The sequence below is a fragment of the Sphingobium sp. Z007 genome, assembly GCF_900013425.1.
Classification (GTDB): Bacteria; Pseudomonadota; Alphaproteobacteria; order Sphingomonadales; family Sphingomonadaceae; genus Sphingobium.
Genome location: NZ_FBXK01000005.1, coordinates 2,190,293 through 2,209,257, shown reverse-complemented (window position 1 = coordinate 2,209,257; position 18,965 = coordinate 2,190,293). Strand labels below are relative to the sequence as shown.

Genomic DNA, 18,965 nt, shown 5'->3' with positions numbered 1-18,965 from the left:
GTATATAAAGATTTCTTTATATGATGCTTTCATGCAAGCGGCACTCGATATTTTCCGGGCATTGGGCGATCCGACGCGCTTGCGCATCATCCACCTGCTGCGGGCGATGGAGCTGGCGGTGGGGGAGATTGCGCAGGTCGTGGGGCAAAGCCAGCCGCGCGTGTCGCGCCATGTCCGCATCCTGGCCGAAGCGGGGCTGGTGGAGCGGCGCAAAGAAGGCAATTGGGTGTTTTTGCGCCTGGGCAAGGCGCGGGTGGTGGCCCCGTTCCTGACCCTGTTCGATCGGCTGGAGCCGTCCGACAGCGAAGCGCTGTGGCAGGCGGCGGACCTGGCGCGGTTGGCCGCCGTGCGCGCCGACCGGGCGCGCGCGGCTGAAGCCTATTTCGCCGAACATGCCGAGGAATGGGATGCGATCCGGTCGCTCCATGTCGCCGAGGCCGAAGTGGAGGCGGCGATGACCGCGCTGCTGGGCCGCGAACCGATCGGCCATCTGCTTGACATCGGCACCGGCACTGGCCGGATGATCGAATTGCTGGGCGATGCCGCGGATGCGGTGACCGCTCTGGATCGCAGCCCGGACATGCTGCGGCTGGCCCGCGCCAAGCTGCCGCAGGATGCGGGCGACAAATATGCGCTGTTGCTGGGCGATTTCACCGCCCTGCCGCTGGAGTCGGGCAGCGCCGATACGGTGGTGCTGCATCAGGTGCTCCATTATGCGCAGGTGCCCGAATTGGTGATCGCCGAAGCCGCGCGCGTCACGGCACCGAACGGCCGGGTGCTGATCGCCGATTTCGCAGGCCATGAACGGGAAGAGCTGCGGCTACGCGATCAGCATGCGCGCCTCGGCTTTTCCGACGAGCAGATCGAAAGCTGGTTCGCGCAGGCGGGCCTGGTGCTGGAGCGGGTGGAGACATTGCCTGGCCAGGAACTGACGGTGCAACTGTGGCTGGGACGGCGCCGGAACGCCAATGTCCTGCCCATCGAAGGACGGATTTCCGCATGACCCTGAATGATCCCGCAGCACCGCTTTACGCGGACCTGGCCGGCGACGCCCAGGTGAGTTTCGAATTTTTCCCGCCCAAGACGGAGAAGATGGAAGCGCAGCTGTGGTCGGCGATCGAGACGTTGACGCCGCTGGCGCCCAAATTCGTGTCCGTCACCTATGGCGCGGGCGGCTCCACGCGCGAACGCACGCATAATACGGTAGCCCGCATCGCCAAGGACACGCCGCTGGCCGCCGCCGCACACCTGACCTGCGTTGGCGCGAGCAAGGCGGAGATTGGCGAGATCGCCGACGCCTATTGGGAGGCGGGCGTGCGCCATATCGTCGCGCTGCGCGGCGATCCGCCCGAAGTGGGCGGTACGTTCGAGCCGCATCCGGACGGGTATAAGGGCGCGGCCGAGCTGGTCGAAGGGCTGATGCAGCTTCATCCGTTCGAGATTTCGGTGTCCGCCTATCCCGAGGTGCATCCCGAAGCGGCGAGCGCGCAGAGCGACCTCGATAATTTGAAGCGCAAGCTGGACGCCGGGGCGACCCGCGCGATCACCCAATTCTTCTTTTCGCCCGAGGCCTATTTCCGCTTCCTGGACAAGACGGCGGCGGCGGGCATCACGGCCGACATCGTGCCGGGCATCATGCCGGTCAGCAATTTCGCCGCGACCCAGCGCATGGCCGCCATGTGCAACACCAATGTGCCGAGTTGGATGGCGCGGCTGTTCGAAGGGCTAGACGATCATCCCGCCTCGCGCCAACTGGTGTCGGCGACGATCGCGGCGGAACTGTGCCGCAGCCTCTATACAGGCGGCGTGCGCGACTTTCATTTCTACACGCTCAACCGGGCGGAACTCAGCTTTGCGATCTGCCATCTGCTTGGACTTCGGGCCAAGCCGACTATCGCCCAATCGGAGGAAGCGGCATGAACGCTGAAGCACAATTACGCGCCCTGGCGGCGGACAAGATCCTGATCTTCGACGGCGGATACGGCACGTCGATCCAGAAACACCGGCTGACCGAAGCCGATTATCGCGGCGATCTGGACCTAGCCAAGGACCAGAAGGGCAATAACGACCTGCTCTGCCTGACCCGGCCGGACATCGTCGAGGGCATCCACGCCGCCTATCTGGCTGCGGGCGCGGACATGATCGAGACGAACACGTTCAGCTCCACCAAGATTGCGATGGCCGATTATGGCTGCGAACATCTGGTGTGGGACATCAATATTGCGGCAGCCCGGCTGGCGCGCAGCGCGTGCGAGAAGGCTACCGCGAAGGACGGCAAGCCGCGCTTCGTGTGCGGTTCGATTGGTCCCACGAACAAGACGCTGTCGATCTCGCCCGACGTCAACGATCCTGCCTATCGCGAGGTCGACTATGATACGCTGAAAGCCGATTATCGCGAACAGTGCGAGGCGCTGATCGCGGGCGGGGTCGATTTCCTGCTGGTGGAAACCTGTTTCGATACGCTCAACGCCAAGGCGGCGGGCATGGCCGCGCGAGAGGCGGAAGCAGCATCCGGCCGGTCCGTGCCGCTGATGCTGAGCTTCACCATCACCGACATGTCGGGGCGCAACCTGTCGGGCCATACGATCAACGCCTTCTGGTATTCGCTGCGGCATTTGAAGCCGCTGACCATCGGCGTGAATTGCGCATTCGGCGCGGATCTGCTGCGGCCTTATCTGGCGGAATTGTCGAAAAATGCCGACACGCTGATCCTGGCCTATCCCAATGCGGGGCTGCCCAACGAGCTGGGGCAATATGACGAACTGCCCGAAACCACGGCGCGGCTGATCCGCGACTGGGTGGACGAAGGGCTGGTCAATATGGTGGGCGGCTGTTGCGGGACGACGCCGGAGCATATCGGCGCGGTGGCCAAGGCGCTTAGCGGACATAAGCCGCGCGTTGTGCCGGAATTGCCGGTCGTGACCCGGCTTGCCGGGTTGGAACCGATGCATATCGCGGCCTGAACCCAACCGCCGTTCGTGTCGAGCGTAGTCGAGACACGGGCGCGAATGCTTCTCGACTTCGCTCGAAGCGAACGGATCTTAGAAAATGACCCAGAAATCGACCGCCACCTTCGTCAATATCGGCGAACGCACCAACGTCACCGGCTCCGCCAAGTTCAAGAAGCTCATCATGGCGGGCGACTATGCCGCCGCCATCGACATCGCGCGCGAGCAGGTGGAGAATGGCGCGCAGATCGTTGACGTGAACATGGACGAAGGGCTGCTCGACGCGGTCGAGGCGATGACGACCTTCCTGAAACTTATGACGTCGGAGCCGGACATCAGCCGCGTGCCGGTGATGATCGACAGCTCCAAATGGGAGGTGATCGAGGCGGGGCTGAAATGCGTATCCGGCAAGCCGATCGTCAATTCGATCAGCATGAAGGAGGGCGAGGAAGCGTTCCTTTTCCATGCGCGCAAATGCATGGCCTATGGCGCCGCCGCGGTTATCATGGCGTTCGACGAGACGGGGCAGGCGGACACGCAGGCCAGAAAAGTCGAGATTTGCGAGCGCGCCTACAAACTGCTGATGACGATCGGCTTTCCGCCAGAGGACATCATCTTCGACCCCAATATCTTTGCCGTCGCGACGGGGATCGAGGAGCACAACAACTACGGCGTCGATTTCATTGAGGCATGCAAGGAGATCAAGCAGCGCTGCCCCCATGTCCATATTTCGGGCGGGCTGTCGAACTTCTCCTTCTCCTTCCGCGGCAACGAACCGGTGCGCCGGGCGATGCACAGCGTATTCCTGTACCACGCCATCCCCGCCGGCCTCGACATGGCGATCGTCAATGCGGGCCAGCTTGATGTCTATGACACGATCGACCCTGCGCTGCGCAAGGCGTGCGAGGATGTGCTGCTGAACAGCGATCCCGAAGCGGGCGATCGCCTGGTGACGCTGGCCGAAAGCTATCGCGGCAAGGATGCGGCGGTCGAAAAGGCGGCGCAGGAATGGCGTGGCTGGCCGGTCGCCAAGCGGCTGGAACATGCGCTGGTTAAGGGCATCGACATGTATGTGGTGGAGGATACGGAGGAGTGCCGCCTGTCCGCCGAAAAGCCCATCCAGGTGATCGAAGGGCCGTTGATGGACGGCATGAACGTCGTCGGCGACCTGTTCGGCGCAGGCAAGATGTTCCTGCCGCAGGTGGTGAAATCGGCCCGCGTCATGAAGAAGGCGGTCGCCCATCTGCTGCCCTATATCGAGGCCGCCAAGGAACCGGGCGCCAAGGGCAAGGGCAAGATCATCATGGCCACGGTCAAGGGCGACGTGCATGACATCGGCAAGAATATCGTCGGCGTCGTACTGCAATGCAACGGCTTCGACGTGGTCGATATGGGCGTGATGGTGCCGTGGCAGGACATCATCAAGGCCGCGAACGATCATGACGCCGACATGATCGGCCTGTCGGGCCTTATCACCCCCTCGCTGGACGAGATGGTGACGGTGGCGCAGGAGATGCAGCGGGCGAACATGACGATGCCGCTGCTGATCGGCGGGGCGACGACATCGCGCGTGCATACAGCGCTGCGCATCGATCCGGCCTTTACTGGCCCGGTCATCCATGTGCTGGACGCGAGCCGCGCGGTGGGCGTGGCGACGGCGCTCGTCTCCGACACGCAGAAGGACGCCTTCGTCGCCAAGACCAAGGATGATTATGAACATGTCCGCGTCGCCCGCGCGAACAAGGGGCAAAGCGCACTGGTCAGCATCGAGGATGCGCGCGCCAACGGCTTCGAGATTGACGAGAGCCTGAAGGCGCCGCGTCCGCGCCTGCCCGGCGTCCATCGCTTCCCCAACTGGGATCTGGCGGACCTGGTCCCCTATATCGACTGGACGCCCTTCTTCCGCGCGTGGGAACTGGCGGGCAATTATCCCGCGATCCTGACCGACGAGGTCGTGGGCGAAAGCGCGTCCAGCCTGTTTGCGGACGCGCAGGCGATGCTGGACAAGATCGTCAACGTCAAATGGCTGACCGCGCGCGGCGTGGCGGGCCTGTGGCCGTGCCGCCGCGAGGGCGACGACATCATCGTCCATGTCGAGGATGAAAAGCACGTCACCCTGCCGATGCTGCGCCAGCAGATCCAGAAGCGCGAAGGGCGCGCGAACATGTGCCTCGCTGACTTCATCAGCCATGATGGCGACTGGATCGGCGGTTTCGCCGTGTCGATCCACGGCATCGAACCGCATCTGGCGCGCTTCAAGAATGCGATCGATGACTATTCGGACATCCTATTGAAGGCGCTCGCCGACCGTCTGGCCGAAGCCTTTGCCGAGCGGTTGCACCATTATGTCCGCACCGCATTGTGGGGCTATGCCGAGGGCGAGCAGCTGACCAACGATGCGCTCATCAAGGAACAATATCGCGGCATCCGCCCGGCACCCGGTTATCCCGCCTGCCCGGAACATAGTTTGAAGCCGATATTGTTCGACATGCTTGACGCGCATCATGCCACCGGCGCGACGCTGACGGAGAGTTTCGCGATGCTGCCGACGGCGGCGGTCAGCGGCTTTTACTTCGGTCATGCCCAGGCGGAATATTTCGGCGTGGCGCGGGTCGGGCGCGACCAGTTGGAGGATTATGCGGTGCGTCGCGGCATCGACCTGGAAACGGCGGAACGCTATTTACGGCCGAATCTGGATTGAGTGTTCCGTTCGGGCTGGGCCTGTCGAAGCCCCTTTCTGCCAGGGGCCGGTGTAAGAAGGGAAGTCCGTCGACAGGCTCAGGGCGAACGGATGTTGTGAATAGCCACCTGCACCCTATCTCCTGTCCATGAAAATCTTCACCATCGGCTATGAAGGCGCGACCCAGCCCGAATTGATCGCCGCGTTGCAGGCGCCCGGTGTGCGCCTGCTGGCCGATGTGCGCGCCGTGCCGCTGTCGCGGCGGCCGGGCTTTTCGAAGAATATCCTCGCTGCCGGGCTGCGCGAAGCGGGGATCGACTATGTGGGCCTCAAGGCGCTGGGCACGCCGCCGGAGGGACGGGAGGCCGCGCGCAAGGGGCAGCATGCGCGGCTGGCCACCATCTACGCCGGACAACTCGACCTGCCCGACGCGATCGTACAGGCCGAACAGTTGAAGGATATGGCGGCGCAAACGCCCACGGCCTTGCTCTGCTTCGAACGCGATCCGTCAGGTTGCCATCGCTCGCTGCTGATCGATGCGGTGTTGCCGGATGCGGAGCGGATCGACCTTTTCCCGGGATGAGACAGAGGCCGGCGGGATTTCCATAATTTGGGTTAAGTACATCGGAATCCATCTATTCTTGTCGACCGGAATATGATTATGTCCGCGCCGAACCGGTAACCTGCCGGATCGGGGGGAATATTCATGAAAGCGATTGCTGTTATTCTGGGCGCCTGCGCCCTGTCCTTTGCCGTGCCTGCCGTCGCTGGCGACCAAGACTTCACGCTGTTCAACAAGACCGGCTATGACATCGCCGAAGTCTATGTCTCGCCCGCCAAGTCGAAAGCGTGGGGCGAGGATGTGATGGAGGACGAGGTGCTGGAGGACGCGCACTCGGTGCCGATCACCTTCAAGGCCAAGAACGCCATCTGCAATTACGACCTGAAGGTCATCTTCACGGACGGCGACGAAGCCTATTGGACCAATTTCGACCTTTGCACGATCAGCAAGATCCAGATTTTCTGGAACCAGAAGACGCAGAAGGCGACCGCCAAGTGGGAATGACGGAGCGTTAAAATCCTGTCTCGAAATGCGCGAAAGAGCGCATTTCGGTTGCCGCACCAGCCCTCACCCCCACCCGACCTCCCATTCAGGATACATTCTGTGGGAGGTCGGGTGGGGGTGAGAGCCGGAAAAGCGCTTTCGAGGCAGACGTTAACCCGAAGAACCGCTTCCGTCCCGCGATGGGGCGGTTTTTCGTTAACCCTATCCGTGCGTTGGCGCATGGGGGCAGGCGATGTAGGGCTGTCGTCATGCGTATCCTGTCCACGACTCTACTGCTGTCCGCAGCCATCACCGCCACCGCCTTTGCCCAGGGCGGCGGCGCGCCCTTTACCGTCGCGGAAAGCGGCCGCGCCTATGCGCGGCTCGCCGATGCGCTGGGCGAGATCGGCGACGGGCGCGGGACCGTGGTGGTGGCGCCGGGCACCTATCGCCAATGCGCGGTGCAGCAGGGCGGCGACGTCACCATCCGCGCGGCGACGCCGGGCACGGTGATTTTCGACGGCGTGGTATGCGAGGGTAAGGGTGGGTTCGTCCTGCGGGGCCGGGCCAGCACGGTCGATGGCATCATCTTCCAGAATATGCGCGTGCCTGACGGCAACGGTGCGGGCATTCGGCTGGAAAGCGGCAGCCTGACCGTGCGCAACAGCCTGTTCCGCAACAGCGAGGAAGGCATCCTGACTGGCGATTATGACGGTGGGCAGGTGGTCATCGACAAATCGACCTTCCGCAAGCTCGGCCGCTGCGACCGCGATCTGGATTGCGCGCACGGCATCTATATCGGCCGGCTTGCCAGCCTGACCGTCACCAACAGCCGGTTCGACCAGGGCGATGGCGGCCATTATCTCAAAACCCGGACCGCCCGCGTCACCATCAGCGGCAACAGCTTCGACGACAGCGCCGGGCATCTGACCAACTATATGATCGACCTGTCCAATGGCGCGACCGGCACGATCACGGGCAACGAGATGGTGCAGGGTAAGGACAAAGATAACTGGTCCGCCTTCATCACCGTGGCGCCCGAAGGCCGCGAACATAGCAGCGCGGGGCTGGTGATCGAAGGCAACAAGGCCGGTTTCGTGCCCGGCGTCGATCGTAATTCGACCTTCGTCGCTAATTTTACCGATGACGCGGTGCGGATCGGCGCGAACCAGCTGGCGCCGTCGATGAAGGTCAAGGATCGGCGCTGACTTGGGCGCGGCGTCGTGGTAGGACGGCGTCATGCGAACCACCTATGACAGCGCCACCGTCCGCCTTTATCATCTGGGTGACGATGGCGCGGCCATGACGATCCTGTATGGACCTTTCAGCGAAGCGATGCGCGTGGCGGAGCAGCAGCCGGAAGATGTGCAGGACGGGCTGTATCTGGCGACCGATAATGATGTGGTCGCCTATCTGGACCTGATCGAGGAATAATCAGCCGCCGCTCAGCAGCGCGAGCTGTTGGCGCAGCACGTCCAGATTATGCCGGGCGAGATGACTGCCGCGTCCTTCCACCGATCCCTCCAGGTCCGGCCGCTCGCCGATCGCCAGGCAGCGTTCCCAGGCAGTCGCCGCGAGAGGGAGCCATTCGTCCAGTGCATGGGCGGGATCGGCGATTGCGCGGTCCATCGCCAGATTCCCCAGCACGAAGAAGAAGTCGGGTGAGTCTTGCCAGATGGCGATTTGTTCGCCTGCGATGGCCATGGCGTCATCCGCCGCGCCCGACTGGCCCAGGCAATGGAGCCGGCGGATAAGCAGGGCGTGGGTCCAGGGCGCGTCGTGGGGGATCAGGGCGGCGGCCTGTGCGTACCAGATCGCGGCTTGGGGATAGTCTCTGGCGGACTCCGCCTCCTTGCCCAATTGGTAGAGGATATAGGGATTGTCCGGGTCAGCCGCACGTTCGGCGAGCAGCATCGGGGTGTTGCGGTCGCGCTTGCCCGCCGCCTGCGCATCCTGATAGCCGTCATGGTCGATCAGCAGGTCGATCCGCTCGACCGGCAGGTCCGATAGGGGCTGTTCATGGATGCGCCCGGCATAGCGGACGCCGCGCGGCAGCAGCCGGGCGATCCAGCTGCGGGTCGCGGGCGCGGGCGCAGCGGACGGTTGGGGCAAGTCAAAGCTGCTGCGGATGCAGAGCGCGCCCAGCCGCCGCGGACCGTCGCACCAGCCGCGTAGCGCCTCGCCGCCGGACGCGATCCATTCGTCGGCGTCAATCACCAGGTTCCAGTCCGCATCCGCCAGCGCCAGCACATGGTTGCGCGCGGCGGCAAAATCGTCGGGCCAGGGCAGGTGATGGACCTGCGCGCCGCATGCCTGCGCGATGGCGACGCTCTCGTCGGTCGATCCAGTGTCGAGCACGATCATGGCGTCGACAAAAGGCCGGACGCTGTCGAGGCAGCGGCGGATGCAGCGCGCTTCGTTGCGCATGATGAGCGTCGCGGCGATCCGGGGTGGGGTGGCGGTCATGGCCCTGTGTCGCGCGTGCGGCCTAAAAAGCCGTTAACCATCAGCAAAGCCGAAAGGCGCGCGGGTGCGGCGATAATCGTCGGGCAGCATGTCGCGGCCGATCGGCGGGGCGGATCGGGCCATGCACTGGGCGCGGTGACAAAGGCGACAGGTGACGCCGATCGGGGTTGGTTCGAGCGGCGGGGCGTCCTGGGTATAGATCAGGCGATGGGCGTGGTCGGCCGCGCAACACAGCGCGATGGCGCGGTCCACGCGGGGCACCCCCCACCCGCCGCCGCCCGCCGTCACCGTCCGCGCGATCGAGAAGAAGCGCTGGCCGTCCGGCAGTTCCAGCCATTGCGTCACGACTTCGCGCGGGGTTTCGAACACGCGATGCACCGACCAGAGCGGGCAGGAGCCGCCATGGCGGGCGAAGGGGAAGCCCGCGCCATCGAGCCGCTTGGAGACGTTCCCGGCCGGATCGACGCGCAGGAAGAAGAAGGGGACGCGCTCCTGCCCCGGCTTTTGCAGGGTGGTGAGGCGATGGGCGGTCTGTTCGAAGCTGGTGCCGAACTGGCGGGCGAGCGCTTCCACATCATAACGGCGCGCCTCCACCGCCTTGGCGAAGGCGGTATAGGGCATCAGGATCGCGGCCGCGCCATAGCTGGCCAATGCGCGGCGGGCGAGGCGCTGGCCGCTTGTCCCGGCGAACTGGCCGTCCTTCAGGATCGCGTCGAAGAGTTTGCGCATTTCCACATAGGCGATCTGGAGCGCCAGCTGAAAGGCGGAACTCGCGCCGTCGAGCGTATCGTCCAGCAGCACCGCGTCGCGATGGCGATCGAGCCGGCGCATCGAGCCGGACATGACATCGGAGGGGAGGCGGCGAACGCGCAGATTGTGGTGCAATTTCAGCCAGGCGGTGAGGCCGCCTTCGGCTTCTGCCTGCGCCGCCAGCTTCTCGGCCGCGTCGTCCAGCAGGGGGAAGCTGTTGCGCCTGGCGGCGAGGAAGCGGCGGGATTCGGCGACGGGATCGGCCGCATCCTCGACAGGTTCGGACCCCGCGCCGCGATCGGCCAGCGCCAGATGTTCCTCGCGATAGCTGGTGTAGAGGCGCAGCAATGCTTCGGTGATGCCGGGATAATTGACCGCGACGTCCCCGGTCGCAAGGCTTGGCAGGTCGATATCGGCGAACATCGGGTCTTTGAGGACCGCGTGCAATCGCGCGGTCTGTTCCGCGCCGCCGTCGCCCGCCACTTCGGCCATGTCCAGCTTGTAGGTGCGGGCGAGGCGCAACAGCATGTCGGCGGTCAGCGGCCGCTGGTTGCGTTCCAACAGCGCGACATAGGAGGCGGATATGTCCAGGTCAGCCGCCATATCCGCCTGCGTCAGGCCCAGCTCGCGCCGCAGCCGCCGCAGTCGCGGTCCCATATAGACGGGACGATCCTTGGCCATGAAATCTCACTCCTGTGTGGACTTTACAACTTTACAGCAGATCTTTGTAAAGATCGACAACTGAACTTCAACGGGACTGCCGCACTGCAACAGAGAGGGTTACGGCGGGGGCAACAGATCACCGGACGCAAGGACAACGGCCATGACCTACCAGAACATTATCGCGCAGGCGCAAAACCTGATCGGCAGCCACCCCGGCGCCTGGGACGGCATCAACGCCGAATCGGTCGCGCGGATGAAGTTGCAGAACCGCTTCAACACCGGCCTCGACATCGCGAAATATACCGCGGGCATCATGCGCCGCGACATGGCCGCCTATGACGCCGACCCTGCCAACTACACCCAGTCGCTGGGGTGCTGGCACGGCTTCATCGGCCAGCAGAAGATGATCGCGATCAAGAAGCATTTCGGCACGACCAAGCAGAAATATCTGTACCTGTCGGGCTGGATGGTCGCCGCGCTGCGTAGCGATTTCGGGCCTTTGCCCGACCAGTCGATGCATGAAAAGACCAGCGTCGCGGCGCTGATCGAGGAACTCTACACCTTCCTCAAGCAGGCCGACGCCCGTGAGCTGGGCATGTTGTTCCGCGATCTGGACAAGGCGCGCGAGACCGGCAATGAGGTCGAGGCCCAGCGCCTGACCCATGCCATCGACAATTTCGAAACCCATGTCGTCCCGATCATCGCGGACATCGACGCGGGCTTCGGCAATGCCGAGGCGACCTATCTGCTCGCCAAGAAGATGATCGAGGCGGGCGCCTGCGCGCTCCAGATCGAGAACCAGGTTTCGGACGAAAAACAGTGCGGTCATCAGGACGGCAAGGTCACCGTGCCGCATGAGGATTTCCTGGCAAAGGTCCGCGCCTGCCGCTACGCCTTTCTGGAACTGGGCGTCGATGACGGCATCATCGTCACGCGCACCGACTCGCTGGGCGCTGGCCTGACCAAGCAGATTGCGGTCAGCAAGGAGCCGGGCGATATCGGCGACCAATATAACAGCTTCCTCGATTGCGAGGAGATCGACCCGGCGACGGCGCGTAACGGCGACGTCATCCTGAACCGCGACGGCAAGCTGCTGCGCCCCAAGCGCCTGCCCAGCAATCTGTTCCAGTTCCGCGAAGGGACCGGGGCGGACCGCTGCGTCCTCGACTGCATCACCTCGCTGCAAAATGGCGCGGACCTGCTGTGGATCGAGACGGAAAAGCCGCATATCGAGCAGATCGCGTCGATGGTCGATCGCATCCGCGAAGTCGTGCCCAACGCTAAGCTGGTCTATAATAATTCGCCCAGCTTCAACTGGACGCTCAACTTCCGCCAGCAGGTGTATGACGCCTGGGTCGATGCGGGTAAGGATGTGTCGGCCTATGATCGCGCCCGGTTGATGAGCGTCGATTATGACGACACGGATCTGGGCCGCGAAGCCGACGACCGTATCCGCACCTTCCAGAAAGACGCAGCGGCACGGGCGGGGATTTTCCACCACCTCATCACCCTGCCGACCTATCATACGGCGGCGCTCAGCACAGATAACCTCGCCAAGGACTATTTCGGCGCGGCCGGGATGCTGGGCTATGTCGAGGGGGTCCAGCGCAAGGAAATCCGCCAGGGCATCGCCTGCGTGAAGCACCAGAATATGTCCGGCAGCGACATTGGCGACGATCATAAGGATTATTTCGCCGGGGAAGCCGCGTTGAAGGCCGGCGGCGCGCATAATACGATGAATCAGTTTGCAGCCTGAGAAATAGTGGGAACTTAAATCCGTTCGGGCTGAGCCTGTCGAAGCCCTCCACTTTTCTGCGGTCAAGAAAAGCCCTTCGACAGGCTCAGGGCGAACGGAATGTGATAGCTGACGAACTTTGCGGCCCTGGCCGTGAACAGAGCCAGTTCGCGGGCGCGTGCAGAGCGCCCGCGAATTTGGGTGGAAGAACTCGACGACCCGGCGGCGCACCGTCGGGTCGTTTTTTCTATTTGCATGACATCGCGCCGTTCGTCCTGAGTAACCCCTGAGCGTAGTCGAAGGGGCGTATCGAAGGATCGGCACTCGACGATGCTTCGATACGGGACTTCGACTGCGCTCAGTCCCTACTCAGCACGAACGGATCAAGGTGACGGTTATGCCACCCCCATCCGCTGCCGCACCGTCTGTTTCAAGATATCCAGCGGCATTGCGCCCAGCGTCAGCACCTCATGAAACGCCTTGAGGTCGAACCGGTCGCCCTGCTTCCCCTTCACCTCGTCACGCAACTGCGTCCACACGGTATGGCCGATCTTGTAGCTGCATGCCTGGCCCGGCCAGACGGTGTAGCGGTCGATCTCGCCCTGGCTGCGGCCGCGCGCGATGCCGGTGGTGGCGATGAGATAATCGGTCGCCTTTTCGCGGTTCCAGCGCTTGGCGTGCATGCCGCTGTCCACCACCAGCCGGGTGGCGCGGAACAGGAGCGACTGGAGATAGCCGACCTGGCCCAGCGGATCGCCGTCATACATGCCCATTTCGTCGGCCAATTGCTCGGAATAAAGCGCCCAGCCCTCCGAATAGCCGCTGTAGAAGCCGCGGCGGCGGATCATGGGGATGGAGTCGGATTCCAGCGCCACCGTGACCTGCAGATGATGCCCCGGCACCGCTTCATGATGGGTCAGCGTCGCCAGGCCGAATTTGGGCCGGTCGAACGTGTCGCGCAGGTTGATGAAATAAATGGCGGGTCGCGACCCGTCGAGCGAGGCGTTCTGATAATAGCCGCCCGGCGCGCCCGCCTGGATCGTCACCGGCACGCGGCGCACCTCGACAGGCGCCTTGGGCACGGTGTTGAAGGCTTCGCCCAGCCGCACCTGCATCGCCTTTATCTGGGTATTGAGTTGCGTCAGCAGCGCGTCGCGGCCCGGATCGGTGTTGGGGAAAAGCTGGTCGGGGCGCTGGTTCAGCGCGACCAGCCGGTCGCCGACGCTGCCTTGGCTCATCCCTTCCTTCTTCAGGATCGCGTCGATCCGCGCGCTGATTTCGGCGACTTGGGTCAGCCCCAACTGGTGGATTTCGTCGCCGGTCAGTTTGGTCGTGGTCGCGGCCTCGGCGGCGGCGGCATAGAAGGCTTCGCCATCGGGCAGACGCCAGCAGCCCGCGTCATGGCTGGCCTTCGCGCGTAAATCCCGTACCAGCGCGATCTGGCGATCGACGGCGGGGAAGATTTTCGCCACGACGATCTTTTCCGCCTGGGCGGCGCGTTCAGGGGGCAGGCCGGCGGCGGCGAGCTTTTTGGCGAAACTGGCGACTAGCACGGTCTCGGCCGCGGGCTGGTCGCGCAGCGACGCCTGCATCTTCATCGTGGTGTCGAGAATATAGTCGGGCGCGAATACGCCCTTGGCGGCGTCCGCCTTCTGCCGGGCCAGTTCGCCGTCCATCGTGGCGGGGAAGGCTTCGAGACGGGCCAGATAAGCGTCTGCATCGGCGGCGATCTGCACGCGATGCTGCGAATCAAGGAAGTCCGGGGTCTCGCGATAGCTGCCGGTCAGCTGGCTGAGGATATAGGGCGCAAACCGCCCTGCCGTCTCGCCATAGCCGAAGCGTTCGCCGCCCACGGCACGGTCGAGCTGATAGGCGACGACGTCATAGTCGAGCTGGCTGGACGCGCTGAGTTTCGCGCGATCGATGCTGGCGAGTTGCTTCGCCTGCGCCTTGGTCCGGGCCAGGTCGCGGGCCGCGCCGGCTGCGCTGGTGTCCGACAGCTTGCCGCGCAGCGCCGCGCGCGGGCCGGTGTCGAGGCCGAGGCGCGTCGCCTGTTCAGGCGACTCCGCCAGCCGTTCGTAAAAGAAGCCGTCGAGCATGGCGCGCAGGCGCGCGTCGGCATCGCCAGGCGCGGCGAAGGCGGGCGCAGCGGTGGCGGCGGTCAGGGCGGTCGCGCCGCTGGTGGCGAGAAATTGACGTCGGTTCACGACTGGAGGCTCCATGGATCAGGGGAGGGCGGCGAGGGAGTGCACCGCCCGCGATAATGCATTGTGACGTGATGAGAAGGGCTTGGCTAGACCGGTCACAGCCTCCGTTCGGTCCGAGCTTATCGAGAACATGGTGCCTGGGTTCTCGACAGGCTCGAACCGAACGGAAGAAGGAACGGGAAAGCGGGGAGGCGTATGCACATCAATAAGCGCCGCTTATGTGCTGCATGGATCGTTGCGGCTATATCGCCGTTGTCGGATGCGGTACGTCGCTTGCACCGTGCACAGGGAGGAACCGCATGACCTACACGCTCATCACCGCCAACCGCAATTACAGCAGCTGGTCGTTGCGTCCCTGGGTGCTGATGACCGCGCTGGGCATCGCGTTCGACGACCGGATCGAGCCTTTCGCGTCCGCCACCAACTATGCGGCCTTCCGCAGTTTCTCGCCGACGGGGCAGGTGCCCGCGCTGATCGACGGGGCCAATGGGGAAGAGCGCACGGTGTGGGATTCGCTGGGCATCATCCTCTATCTGGCGGATCGCCACCCCGGCGTCTGGCCCGCGGATGAGGCGGCGCGCGCCTTCGCCCAATGCGCCGTCGCTGAAATGCACAGCGGCTTTTCCACGCTGCGCAACGACTGCACGATGAATGTCGGTGTCCGCTTCGAGCCGCATATTCATTCGCCCGCGCTGAACAAGGACATCGCCCGCCTGCGCGAATTGTGGGAAGAGGGGCTGGACCGGTTCGGCGGCCCTTTCCTGGCCGGTAGCGTCTTCACCGCGATCGACGCCTTCTACGCGCCGGTCGCATTCCGGGTGCGCACTTATGGGCTGGATGTCGGCCCGCACGCACAGGCCTGGGTCGATCATATGCTGGCCCATCCCGCCATGCTGCGGTGGGAGGAAGCGGCGCTGGCGGAAACATGGCGCGAGGATAGCCATGAGGCGGAGATCGGCGCGGCGGGGAAGATCATCGCGGACTATCGTGCGGTGTAACTTGGCGCGCGGTGTAACATTCTTGCCCGCCTGACGGCGAAAACAGGACAAATCGGTCGCTCACCCCCTTTCCCGATCGCCCCGACGGGTCTAGGGGGTGAGGACTATGGTTAAACCACGCACCCTCTACGAAAAGATCTGGGACGCGCACGTCGTCGAACGGCGTCCCGATGGCACCTGCCTCATCTATATCGACCGGCACCTTGTCCATGAAGTGACGAGCCCGCAGGCGTTCGAAGGGCTACGTCTTGCCGGCCGCAAGGTCCGCCGGCCCGATCTGACGCTGGCGGTGCCGGACCATAATCTGCCCACCACCCCGCGCCGCGACGCGGATGGCCAGCGGATCCCGATCGCCGATCCCGAAAGCGCGCAGCAACTCGAAGCGCTGGAGCGCAATGCGCCGGAGTTCGGCGTCCGCCTGATCGGCGACGCTGATGTGGAGCAGGGCATCGTCCATGTCGTGGGTCCAGAACAGGGCTTCACCCTGCCCGGCACGACGTTGGTCTGCGGGGACAGCCATACCTCCTCGCATGGTGCGCTGGGCGCGCTGGCCTTCGGCATCGGCACGTCGGAGGTCGAACATGTGCTGGCGACCCAGACGTTGCTGCTCAAACAGTCCAAGACCATGGCGGTCGTGGTCGATGGCGAACTCGCGCCCGGCGTCACTGCCAAGGATGTCGCGCTGGCGATCTGCGGCACGATCGGCACGGCGGGCGGCACCGGCTATGTCATGGAATATTGCGGGTCCGTGTTCCGTGACATGTCGATCGAGGGGCGGCTGACCGTCGCCAATATGTCGATCGAAGCGGGCGCGCGGTCGGGGCTGTTTGCGCCCGATGACAAGACTTTCGCCTATATCGAGGGCCGTCCGATGGCGCCCAAGGGCGAAGATTTCGACGCGGCGGTGGCTTATTGGCGGACGTTGCAGACGGATGAGGGCGCGGTTTTCGACAAGACCGTGGTGATCGACGCCGCCGACATCGTGCCCAACGTCACCTGGGGCACCAGCCCGGAGGATGTCGTCGCGGTGACCGGCGTGGTGCCCGATCCGCAGAGTTTCGCCGACCCGTCCAAGCAGGCGGCGGCGCAAAAGTCGCTCGATTATATGGGGCTGACCGCCGGGCAGAAAATGGCCGACGTGGCGATCGAACATATCTTCATCGGCAGCTGCACCAACAGCCGGATCGAGGATCTGCGCGCCGCCGCGTCGCTGCTGAAGGGCCGCCATATCGCTCCGGGCATCAAGCACGCCATGGTCGTGCCCGGTTCCGGGCTGGTGAAGCGCCAGGCAGAGCAAGAAGGGTTGGACCGCGTCTTCCTCGACGCCGGGTTCGAATGGCGCGAGCCGGGCTGTTCGGCGTGCCTGGGCATGAACCCGGACAAGGTGCCTGCGGGCGAGCGTTGCGCATCGACCAGCAATCGCAATTTCATGGGCCGGCAGGGACCGGGATCGCGCACCCATCTGGTATCGCCCGCCATGGCGGCGGCGGCGGCCATCACCGGACGTCTGACTGATGTCCGCGAACTGTTGAATACAAAAGAGGGGATGGCGCTGTGAAGAAGATTTTCTGGCTGTTGACGCTGGGCGCACTGGCCAGCGCGGCGATGGCCGCGACGCTGGGCCGCGCCGAAGACCTGCCGGCCGCTGAGGCGAAGCAGGTTCGCTGATGGACAAGCTGACGACCGTCGACGGCCGGGCCTATCCGTTCGGGATGAAGAATGTCGACACCGACATCGTCATCCCCGCGCATTGGCTCAAGACGATTTCGCGCAACGGGCTGGGGCGCGGCGCGTTCGAAGTGCTGCGCAAGGAACCGGGCAACGTTTTCGACGATCCCGCCTATGCGGGCAGCCCGATCCTGATCGCGGGCGACAATTTCGGCTGCGGGTCCAGCCGCGAACATGCCGCCTGGGCGCTGGGCGACCTGGGGATCAAGGTGGTGATCGCGCCCAGCTTCTCCGACATTTTCTCCGGCAACGCCTTCAAGAACGGGATATTGACCGTTGTGCTGCCGCAGGAAGCGATCGACCGGCTGATGGAAGTCGCCCAAGGCGTGAACGGGACGCCCGATCCGATTCATATCGATCTGGAATCGCAGACCGTCACCACCCAATTTCAGGATCGCTTCACCTTCGAAATCGACCCGTTCCGCAAACATTGCCTGCTGGGCGGGCTGGACGAGATCGGCCTGACGCTGGATCAGTCGGACCTGATCGGCGGCTATGAAGCCCGCCAAGCGCAGGATCGCTCCTGGATTGTCCCCGCCGCCGTTGCGTAACCGCGCGCTTCTGCCTATCTTTCGTAACCAGATCGCATTGCAACGGGGCTTAGACGTATGACCACTTTCGACGATCGCGAAAAAGCGTTCGAAAATATGTTCGCCCATGACCAGGAAATGGAGTTTCGCATCCAAGCGCGCCGCAACCGGCTGCTGGGCGAATGGGCGGCGCAGAAGATGGGCCTGACCCCCGAAGAAACCGACGCCTATGCCAAGGCGGTGGTGCAGGCCGATTTCGAGGAAGCGGGCGATGAGGATGTCATTCGCAAGCTGGTGGGCGACATGACGTCGGCCGGAATCGACATTGACGAGCCGGGCGTGCGCGCCGCGCTGGATGAGCAGGCGGTGGTCGCCCGTCGCATGTTCATCGAATCCAAATAAGGTCGCCTGTCCCATGCCGATGGCTGCCGACGATATCGCGGACATGATCCGCACCGCCATCCCCGATGCGCAGGTCGACATTACTGACCTGGCGGGCGACGGCGACCATTATGCCGCGCGGGTGGTGGCGGAAAGTTTCCGGGGCATGAGCCGGGTCGCGCAGCAGCGCGCCGTCTATGCCGCGCTGGGCGGACGGATGGGAGGCGTGCTGCACGCCTTGCAACTGACCACCGCCGTTCCCAATTAATCCTCTGATAGATTTGCGCTCCGCAGGCGGGGCGCCAGACAGGACTGGACTTTAGACATGACCGACGCCGTGCATCAGCGGATTGCCGAACTTGTGGGCGCCCATGACGTGGTGCTGTTCATGAAGGGCACGCCGCTCTTTCCGCAATGCGGCTTTTCCAGCCGCGCCATTGCGATCCTGGAGCATCTGGGCGTCGCATACGACACGGTAGATGTGTTGCAGGACCAGGCCGTGCGTCAGGGGATCAAGGCCTTTTCCGACTGGCCGACCATTCCCCAACTGTATGTGAAGGGCGAATTTGTCGGCGGCAGCGACATCATGATGGAAATGTATGAAGCCGGCGAGTTGGAGCAATTGATGACCGACCAGGGCGTCGCTGCTGCTGCCAGCTAAGCGAGGCGAGGTTTGAAGGATTTGAGGAGGGCGGTCCGGGTTCGGGCCGCCCTTTTTTGTTTGCTTTGGATGGGACTAAACCGTCGGCTTTGCGCAAAGTTACACGCTAAACGCGACGTAATAATCCCGTCACCCCAGCGAAGGCTGGGGTCTCGTGCGGGGGCACGCAGCGG

At 63.9% G+C, this 18,965-nt stretch carries 18 protein-coding genes; 15 read left to right on the top strand and 3 right to left on the bottom strand.

The window, feature by feature from the left end:
- Positions 1 to 31: 31 nt before the first annotated feature.
- The 8 genes from CEQ44_RS18660 (at position 32) to CEQ44_RS18625 (ending at position 8,107) form a co-directional block, all read left to right on the top strand.
- Positions 32 to 1,003: a metalloregulator ArsR/SmtB family transcription factor gene (locus CEQ44_RS18660; protein ID WP_088183316.1), complete on the top strand. Its 972-nt coding sequence runs from the start codon at positions 32 to 34 to the stop codon at positions 1,001 to 1,003.
- Positions 1,000 to 1,920: a methylenetetrahydrofolate reductase gene (gene metF / locus CEQ44_RS18655; RefSeq protein WP_088183315.1), complete on the top strand. Its 921-nt coding sequence runs from the start codon at positions 1,000 to 1,002 to the stop codon at positions 1,918 to 1,920. The genes CEQ44_RS18660 and metF overlap by 4 nt, the downstream gene beginning before the upstream one ends.
- Positions 1,917 to 2,963, top strand: coding sequence for a homocysteine S-methyltransferase family protein (locus tag CEQ44_RS18650; RefSeq protein WP_088183314.1), 1,047 nt, complete (start codon positions 1,917 to 1,919; stop codon positions 2,961 to 2,963). Before metF ends, CEQ44_RS18650 begins: the two co-directional genes overlap by 4 nt.
- Before the next feature lie 85 nt (positions 2,964 to 3,048).
- Positions 3,049 to 5,649, top strand: a complete 2,601-nt coding sequence (metH, locus tag CEQ44_RS18645; protein ID WP_088183313.1) for a methionine synthase — start codon at positions 3,049 to 3,051, stop codon at positions 5,647 to 5,649.
- A gap of 127 nt (positions 5,650 to 5,776) precedes the next feature.
- Positions 5,777 to 6,211: a DUF488 family protein gene (locus CEQ44_RS18640; RefSeq protein WP_088183312.1), complete on the top strand. Its 435-nt coding sequence runs from the start codon at positions 5,777 to 5,779 to the stop codon at positions 6,209 to 6,211.
- A gap of 123 nt (positions 6,212 to 6,334) precedes the next feature.
- Positions 6,335 to 6,694: an argininosuccinate lyase gene (locus tag CEQ44_RS18635; RefSeq protein ID WP_088183311.1), complete on the top strand. Its 360-nt coding sequence runs from the start codon at positions 6,335 to 6,337 to the stop codon at positions 6,692 to 6,694.
- A 248-nt stretch (positions 6,695 to 6,942) separates the two neighbouring features.
- Positions 6,943 to 7,881: a right-handed parallel beta-helix repeat-containing protein gene (locus tag CEQ44_RS18630; RefSeq protein ID WP_088183310.1), complete on the top strand. Its 939-nt coding sequence runs from the start codon at positions 6,943 to 6,945 to the stop codon at positions 7,879 to 7,881.
- Between the two features lie 31 nt (positions 7,882 to 7,912).
- The gene (locus CEQ44_RS18625; protein ID WP_088183309.1) at positions 7,913 to 8,107 is read left to right on the top strand and encodes a hypothetical protein; all 195 of its coding nucleotides are present in this window, start codon (positions 7,913 to 7,915) and stop codon (positions 8,105 to 8,107) included.
- Here the strand turns inward: CEQ44_RS18625 and CEQ44_RS18620 are convergent, their stop codons facing one another.
- Both CEQ44_RS18620 and CEQ44_RS18615 read right to left on the bottom strand, forming a co-directional pair.
- A complete protein-coding gene (locus CEQ44_RS18620; RefSeq protein ID WP_088183308.1) occupies positions 8,108 to 9,139 on the bottom strand; it encodes a glycosyltransferase family 2 protein in 1,032 nt (343 codons plus the stop codon). It lies immediately after the preceding gene.
- A 33-nt stretch (positions 9,140 to 9,172) separates the two neighbouring features.
- Positions 9,173 to 10,570, bottom strand: coding sequence for a short-chain fatty acyl-CoA regulator family protein (locus CEQ44_RS18615; RefSeq protein WP_088183307.1), 1,398 nt, complete (start codon positions 10,568 to 10,570; stop codon positions 9,173 to 9,175).
- Between the two features lie 142 nt (positions 10,571 to 10,712).
- On the opposite strand from CEQ44_RS18615, the gene CEQ44_RS18610 reads away from it, so the two are divergent.
- Positions 10,713 to 12,308: an isocitrate lyase gene (locus CEQ44_RS18610; protein ID WP_088183306.1), complete on the top strand. Its 1,596-nt coding sequence runs from the start codon at positions 10,713 to 10,715 to the stop codon at positions 12,306 to 12,308.
- Positions 12,309 to 12,682: 374 nt separating this feature from the next.
- Here CEQ44_RS18610 and CEQ44_RS18605 read toward each other — a convergent pair whose 3' ends face one another.
- The gene (locus tag CEQ44_RS18605; RefSeq protein WP_088183305.1) at positions 12,683 to 14,494 is read right to left on the bottom strand and encodes a DUF885 family protein; all 1,812 of its coding nucleotides are present in this window, start codon (positions 14,492 to 14,494) and stop codon (positions 12,683 to 12,685) included.
- Between the two features lie 299 nt (positions 14,495 to 14,793).
- Here CEQ44_RS18605 and CEQ44_RS18600 point away from each other — a divergent pair, with 299 nt between their 5' ends.
- The 6 genes from CEQ44_RS18600 (at position 14,794) to grxD (ending at position 18,792) form a co-directional block, all read left to right on the top strand.
- Positions 14,794 to 15,492: a glutathione S-transferase family protein gene (locus CEQ44_RS18600; protein WP_088183304.1), complete on the top strand. Its 699-nt coding sequence runs from the start codon at positions 14,794 to 14,796 to the stop codon at positions 15,490 to 15,492.
- A 106-nt stretch (positions 15,493 to 15,598) separates the two neighbouring features.
- A complete protein-coding gene (gene leuC, locus CEQ44_RS18595; RefSeq protein ID WP_088183303.1) occupies positions 15,599 to 17,050 on the top strand; it encodes a 3-isopropylmalate dehydratase large subunit in 1,452 nt (483 codons plus the stop codon).
- A gap of 109 nt (positions 17,051 to 17,159) precedes the next feature.
- A complete protein-coding gene (leuD, locus tag CEQ44_RS18590) occupies positions 17,160 to 17,771 on the top strand; it encodes a 3-isopropylmalate dehydratase small subunit (protein WP_088183302.1) in 612 nt (203 codons plus the stop codon).
- Between the two features lie 57 nt (positions 17,772 to 17,828).
- On the top strand, positions 17,829 to 18,152 hold the full coding sequence (locus CEQ44_RS18585; protein WP_088183301.1) for a DUF1476 domain-containing protein: 324 nt from the start codon (positions 17,829 to 17,831) through the stop codon (positions 18,150 to 18,152).
- Between the two features lie 13 nt (positions 18,153 to 18,165).
- Positions 18,166 to 18,399 carry a BolA/IbaG family iron-sulfur metabolism protein gene (locus CEQ44_RS18580; protein ID WP_088183300.1) on the top strand — a complete coding sequence of 78 codons (234 nt, stop codon included), beginning with the start codon at positions 18,166 to 18,168 and terminating at the stop codon, positions 18,397 to 18,399.
- A 57-nt stretch (positions 18,400 to 18,456) separates the two neighbouring features.
- Positions 18,457 to 18,792: a Grx4 family monothiol glutaredoxin gene (gene grxD, locus CEQ44_RS18575; protein ID WP_088183299.1), complete on the top strand. Its 336-nt coding sequence runs from the start codon at positions 18,457 to 18,459 to the stop codon at positions 18,790 to 18,792.
- Positions 18,793 to 18,965 lie beyond the last annotated feature (173 nt).

Excerpts from the sequence above, each read along its gene's own strand:
- grxD (WP_088183299.1), top strand. The coding sequence starts at position 18,457 with ATGACCGACGCCGTGCATCAGCGGATTGCCGAACTTGTGGGCGCCCAT.
- CEQ44_RS18610 (WP_088183306.1), top strand. The coding sequence starts at position 10,713 with ATGACCTACCAGAACATTATCGCGCAGGCGCAAAACCTGATCGGCAGC.
- CEQ44_RS18620 (WP_088183308.1), bottom strand. The coding sequence starts at position 9,139 with ATGACCGCCACCCCACCCCGGATCGCCGCGACGCTCATCATGCGCAAC.
- CEQ44_RS18615 (WP_088183307.1), bottom strand. The coding sequence starts at position 10,570 with ATGGCCAAGGATCGTCCCGTCTATATGGGACCGCGACTGCGGCGGCTG.
- metF (WP_088183315.1), top strand. The coding sequence starts at position 1,000 with ATGACCCTGAATGATCCCGCAGCACCGCTTTACGCGGACCTGGCCGGC.
- CEQ44_RS18580 (WP_088183300.1), top strand. The coding sequence starts at position 18,166 with ATGCCGATGGCTGCCGACGATATCGCGGACATGATCCGCACCGCCATC.
- metH (WP_088183313.1), top strand. The coding sequence starts at position 3,049 with ATGACCCAGAAATCGACCGCCACCTTCGTCAATATCGGCGAACGCACC.
- leuC (WP_088183303.1), top strand. The coding sequence starts at position 15,599 with ATGGTTAAACCACGCACCCTCTACGAAAAGATCTGGGACGCGCACGTC.
- CEQ44_RS18635 (WP_088183311.1), top strand. The coding sequence starts at position 6,335 with ATGAAAGCGATTGCTGTTATTCTGGGCGCCTGCGCCCTGTCCTTTGCC.
- CEQ44_RS18630 (WP_088183310.1), top strand. The coding sequence starts at position 6,943 with ATGCGTATCCTGTCCACGACTCTACTGCTGTCCGCAGCCATCACCGCC.
- CEQ44_RS18640 (WP_088183312.1), top strand. The coding sequence starts at position 5,777 with ATGAAAATCTTCACCATCGGCTATGAAGGCGCGACCCAGCCCGAATTG.
- CEQ44_RS18650 (WP_088183314.1), top strand. The coding sequence starts at position 1,917 with ATGAACGCTGAAGCACAATTACGCGCCCTGGCGGCGGACAAGATCCTG.
- leuD (WP_088183302.1), top strand. The coding sequence starts at position 17,160 with ATGGACAAGCTGACGACCGTCGACGGCCGGGCCTATCCGTTCGGGATG.
- CEQ44_RS18600 (WP_088183304.1), top strand. The coding sequence starts at position 14,794 with ATGACCTACACGCTCATCACCGCCAACCGCAATTACAGCAGCTGGTCG.
- CEQ44_RS18660 (WP_088183316.1), top strand. The coding sequence starts at position 32 with ATGCAAGCGGCACTCGATATTTTCCGGGCATTGGGCGATCCGACGCGC.
- CEQ44_RS18585 (WP_088183301.1), top strand. The coding sequence starts at position 17,829 with ATGACCACTTTCGACGATCGCGAAAAAGCGTTCGAAAATATGTTCGCC.
- CEQ44_RS18625 (WP_088183309.1), top strand. The coding sequence starts at position 7,913 with ATGCGAACCACCTATGACAGCGCCACCGTCCGCCTTTATCATCTGGGT.